This window comes from Frankia nepalensis (genome assembly GCF_016786325.1).
In the GTDB taxonomy this organism is placed as follows: domain Bacteria; phylum Actinomycetota; class Actinomycetes; order Frankiales; family Frankiaceae; genus Pseudofrankia; species Pseudofrankia nepalensis.
In genome coordinates, this window is sequence record NZ_JADWYU010000291.1 from 1 (window position 1) to 4321 (window position 4321).

4 protein-coding genes are annotated in these 4321 nt (G+C 74.4%); 1 reads left to right on the forward strand and 3 read right to left on the reverse strand.

Features of this window, described 5'->3' with window-relative positions; translation table 11 throughout:
• On the reverse strand, window positions 1–1423 hold a 1423-nt coding region (locus I6A81_RS40510; RefSeq protein ID WP_203010503.1), incomplete at its 3' end, for an MHYT domain-containing protein.
• Window positions 1424–1830: 407 nt separating this feature from the next.
• Between I6A81_RS40510 and I6A81_RS40515 the strand changes: the two genes are divergently transcribed.
• Window positions 1831–2769: a hypothetical protein gene (locus I6A81_RS40515; RefSeq protein ID WP_203007822.1), complete on the forward strand. Its 939-nt coding sequence runs from the start codon at window positions 1831–1833 to the stop codon at window positions 2767–2769.
• Between the two features lie 73 nt (window positions 2770–2842).
• Here the strand turns inward: I6A81_RS40515 and I6A81_RS40520 are convergent, their stop codons facing one another.
• Window positions 2843–3295 carry a DUF3817 domain-containing protein gene (locus tag I6A81_RS40520; protein ID WP_203007820.1) on the reverse strand — a complete coding sequence of 151 codons (453 nt, stop codon included), beginning with the start codon at window positions 3293–3295 and terminating at the stop codon, window positions 2843–2845.
• 74 nt (window positions 3296–3369) lie between these two features.
• Window positions 3370–3783 carry a hypothetical protein gene (locus I6A81_RS40525; protein ID WP_203007815.1) on the reverse strand — a complete coding sequence of 138 codons (414 nt, stop codon included), beginning with the start codon at window positions 3781–3783 and terminating at the stop codon, window positions 3370–3372.
• Window positions 3784–4321: the final 538 nt, after the last annotated feature.

Consider the following 4321-nt stretch of genomic DNA (forward strand, 5'->3'; position numbering starts at 1 on the left):
CCACGGCCGCCGGGCCGGCCGTGGTGCCCGCCGGGCCCATGGCGAACGACGTGTCGGCCAGTGCGGCGGCGAGTGGGTCGACGGCAAGGACGTCCTCGATGGCGGCCTTGGTCGACCCGGCGCCCGCGTCGTCGTCAGCCAGCTCCAGGAGCTCGACGGCGTCGTCGGCCAGCTCGTCGCGCGTCAGGTCGACGTATGTCCGTTCCTCGTAGGTCAGGTCGACGAGGGCGGCTACGGCCGCCTCCGCCGCGGGAGTCGCGGCGGCCTCGCCTGGCAGGCGCCTCGTGGCGTCGCCGGCCGGGCGCCTGGTCGCGTCGCCGGCCGGGCGCCTGGTGGCCTCGCCGGGCAGGCGCCCGGTGGCCGTCCCGGACACCGCCGGCGGCGGGTCCTCGGGCATGGTCCCGGTGGCCGGGATGGTGCCAGGGCTCGCGGCCTGGCGCGCGTCGTCGGCGTCGCGGGAGCCGGCGTCCGCCAGGGGAGCCTCGCTCGCCGGAACCGCCGCGGCCCGTCGCTGGGCCGGCATCCAGGCCGCGGACCGCGGTGGCAGCAGGCCACCGACCGCCGCGACCGCGATGAACATGAGCACGATCGTCGATCCCGCGGCGGTGACGAGGCCGAGGGCGAACGGGTCGAGCTCGGGTGCCCAGGCCGGGCCGGAGACGGGGCTGCGCCGGGAGGCGGCGAGCGCCGTGTAGTACCCGCCGCGCAGGGCGGCGCCCAGCAGCAGGGCGGCGACGACGGCCTTCCGTAGATCTCCCGGGGTCCCCGTCGGATCGCCGACCCGCCGGATGGCCTCCGCCGATCCGGCGGGGGCCCTGCCGCTGGTCCGGCGGGCTCCCTGGCGGCCGCGCAGGTGGAACGCGACCCAGCAGAAGACGGTGGCGGTCCCCACGTTCATCACGATCGACAGCGCCACCAGGAGGAAGTCGTAGTCGAGCGCCTCACTGGCGCCGAGCGCCGCGATCGTCAGGAATGACGCCACGGACCAGCCGGTCCCGCTGATCACACCGCCGAGAAGCAACCGCCGGGAGTTCGCGGGATCGGCGGCCACGATGCTCAGTCCGATCCCGGTCACCAGTGGGACGAGGAGCGCGCTCAGGATGACCAGCCGCGGGTCGAACAGCGCGGTGTCGCGGTCGGCGCACGACACGCTGCCCGCCAGTTGCGCGGACCAGACGCCGGCGCCGATCGCGATCGCGGCTGCCGTGATCCAGACGGCGCCGCGCACGCGCCGTGTCAGGCGAGTGCGCGGGGGGCACAGGATCCGCGCCGCGCTGACGAGGGCCGCGAGCATGGCGAACGCCGCCAGCAGGTAGGAGACCGCGATGCTCGGACCGCAGGGCGAGGTGATCTCGTCCGCCACGGCCGGCTCGGCGGCCATCGAGGTCAGCTGCGCTAGCGGGCCGGTGGCGGTCATGATCATAATGTTGTCCTTGCCACGTGACGTCGGTGTCACTATGTGTCCTATCCCGTCTGCGGCCGGGCGAGGACCTAAGGACCACCGGAAGGCACGTACTTACGTCTCGGCGCGCGTGTGCGCGTACATCGCGCGTGAATGCGCGATTGAGGTCGGATATGCCCCAAGATTTTCCGGTTTGGGTCGACGTGGCCCCCTGATGATCGTGAGCCGGGGAACTCGGGCGGATGGCCCGAATTCGGGCAACGGCCCGGTCAGGGGTCCGCTCACCTGCTACTTTCCGTCGCTGGGCGTGGCCTCGACCGTCGTCCGGCCGATCGCGAGGGCGCCGGCGCGGCGACACTCGCGCCGAGCGGCGGCACCGCCAGGTGACGGTCGGTGCCAGCACCTTGCGGCAGGGAGGAGGAGCGGGCGTGATCGTATGCGGTCTGCTACGGCTGGATGGCGCCGACGTTCGCCGGTCCACCCTCACCGCGATGCTCGCCTCGTCCTCGCTCGGCCTGCCGGCGGTCCGCGGGGTCCATCTCGACGGGCCGTTCGGCGTCGTCACCGCCGCCGACGCCGCGGGCGACCCGATTCCACCGATCGTGGTCGACGACCAGGGGCTGGTGGCCGTGGTCATCACGGCTCCCCGCCTGGCGCGCGGGCCGCTGCGCCTCGCCGGCCGGCCCGCCGGCCCGGCCGGGCCAGCGCCGGCATCGGCCGGGGGCGTCGACCACGACCACGCGGGCGGCGTCGAGCCGGGCGGCCGCGCCGACGGCTACCCGGCTGACGGCGGCGGCATGGCTGACGGCGGCGGCATGGCCGACGGTGACGGCGTGGCTGACGGCGGCGGCGTGGCCGACGGCGGCCGGGACGGCTGCACCGTGGCGTGCCGGGTGGCCGCCGCGTACCGCGAGGTGGGGGAGCGGTGCCTGCGCGGGCTCGCTCCCGACAAGCTCGTCGTGGTCTGGGACCCGGCCGCGCGACGGATGTTGATCGCCCGGACCGGTCGGCGCGCCGCCGACCTGCTGACCTGGTCGGACGGGCGGCACGTCGCGTTCGGCACCGAGCAGACGCAGTTGCTCGCCGCCGCCCGCGCGCCGTGGCTGGGCATTCTCCCGAGCCCGGCGGAGCGGGGGCCGCGGCTGGTCGGCGCCCATGGGGCGGGCTCGTGGGCGGCCGAGCCGGAGCCGCGCGACCCGCGGGTGCCGCCCCGCCCCCGCCGGCTTGGCCGGGTGCGTCAGCTCGCGCCGGGCGAGGGGATCTCGGTCGCCCTCACCCGCCGCCCGCCGCGCCCCCGGTCACCGGTGCTGCGGCTGGTGCCACGCCCGGCGGACCAGCTGACGCCGGACGTGGCCCGCGGCGACTGACCGCGGCGCCGGTTCGCCCGCCGAACGGCCGGCGGTCCGGCGCGGGGGAGACGGACCGTCCAGGCGCGGCCTGTCAGCTCGCCGGCGCGCTGGCCTCGGCGCTGGCGCGTACCTCGCGGGTCACCGAGCGCTCGGCGATGAACGAGACGAACGGCACGGTGCCCGCCAGCATCACCAGGATCATCCGCCGTCCCGGGATGCGCGCCTTCGTCGCCAGGTCGAAGGTGGCGAGCAGGTACACGATGTACAGCACGCCGTGGATCGGCCCGATGGCCCGGACCAGCTGGGGAGTGTCCGCGGCGTACTTCAGCGGCATCGCGACGAGCACCAGCGTGATGAGCACCACGCCCACGACGTAGGCGAGGACCCGGTAGCGCCCCAGCGCCTTGGCGATCGCGGCCGGTGTGACCGGCCGAGTGGCGGAGCCGACGCGGGCGGCCGGCTGGGAGGTCCGCGCCGGTCGCGGCTCGTCGGAAGCGGGGGGCGCCGTCGTGACGGTGGCCGGCTCCCTGCTCGGTGAGGTCATCGGTTGATCTCCGGCATCGTCGTCGGGGCGGTCTGGAGGTCGGGCACGCCGGGGAGTGGGCGGTTCATGGAGCGTCAGGCCGTGTCCCGCGCGCGCAGCTCGGCGAGGTAGCGGTTGTAGGCGTCCAGCTCCGCGTCGTCGGGATCCTCGTCGTCGGGGGGTGAAACGGCCAAGGTCGCCGGGACCGCGCTCCTGAGGAGCGCCTCGGTCGAGAGGGCTCCCGCGTCATCATTCGCGCCGATGTCCGCGGCTCCCGCCGACTGAGGCGTGCTGGGGCGGATCTCCTCGATGATCATCTTGGCCCAGAGGTACAGCACGAACGCGGTGAAGATCCACCATTCGATGCCGTAGAAGAGGTTCTGCAGGGTGCCATGGCTCGACTCGCCCTTCGACCACTGCCAGCGGCCCATGTACATGAAGAAAACGATCAGGCCTGCCGCGAGCAGATGGCGAAGTAGCCAGGACGGTGAGAACAGCACCCTGCGCACGACTGAGACGCTACCTCCGCGCTGAGCGCCGTAGGTGCGGTGGTCGTCACCCGCCATCGCCCGCCGGCCGCGGAACTCGTCGGACCCGCCCGCCGCCCGTCCTAAAAAATCTTGTAAATCACGGCAACGCGGTTGCCGCGTCGCGTGACTTACAGGGTGAATGCCGACCGGAGTTCGCGCCAGGAGCCCCGGACCGGTGTTCTGGCCCGCCCGTTCCCCCGCTTACCCCCCCCAGCCGGGCGGGCGGGCCACCCAAGCCAGACGTCGCCGAACAGGGCGGCCGGAACGTCCGTTGGCAGGGCGGACTTTCCATCCCTACCTCTGCCGTCCGGCCCCCGATCCCGCCCGGGCGGCAGAGGTGCGACCGGGGCGGGGCGACACGCGAGGACTCGCGGCTCGCGTGCCGCCCCGCGCCCAACGTGGCCCGGCGGCCGTCATCCCGCCGGCGGTCATCCCATGGGCGGTCTCTCGCCGATATCGCTCAGCCCGGAACGAACCGGGTGTCCCGCGCCCGTCACGAACCGCGCCGGTTCGTGAC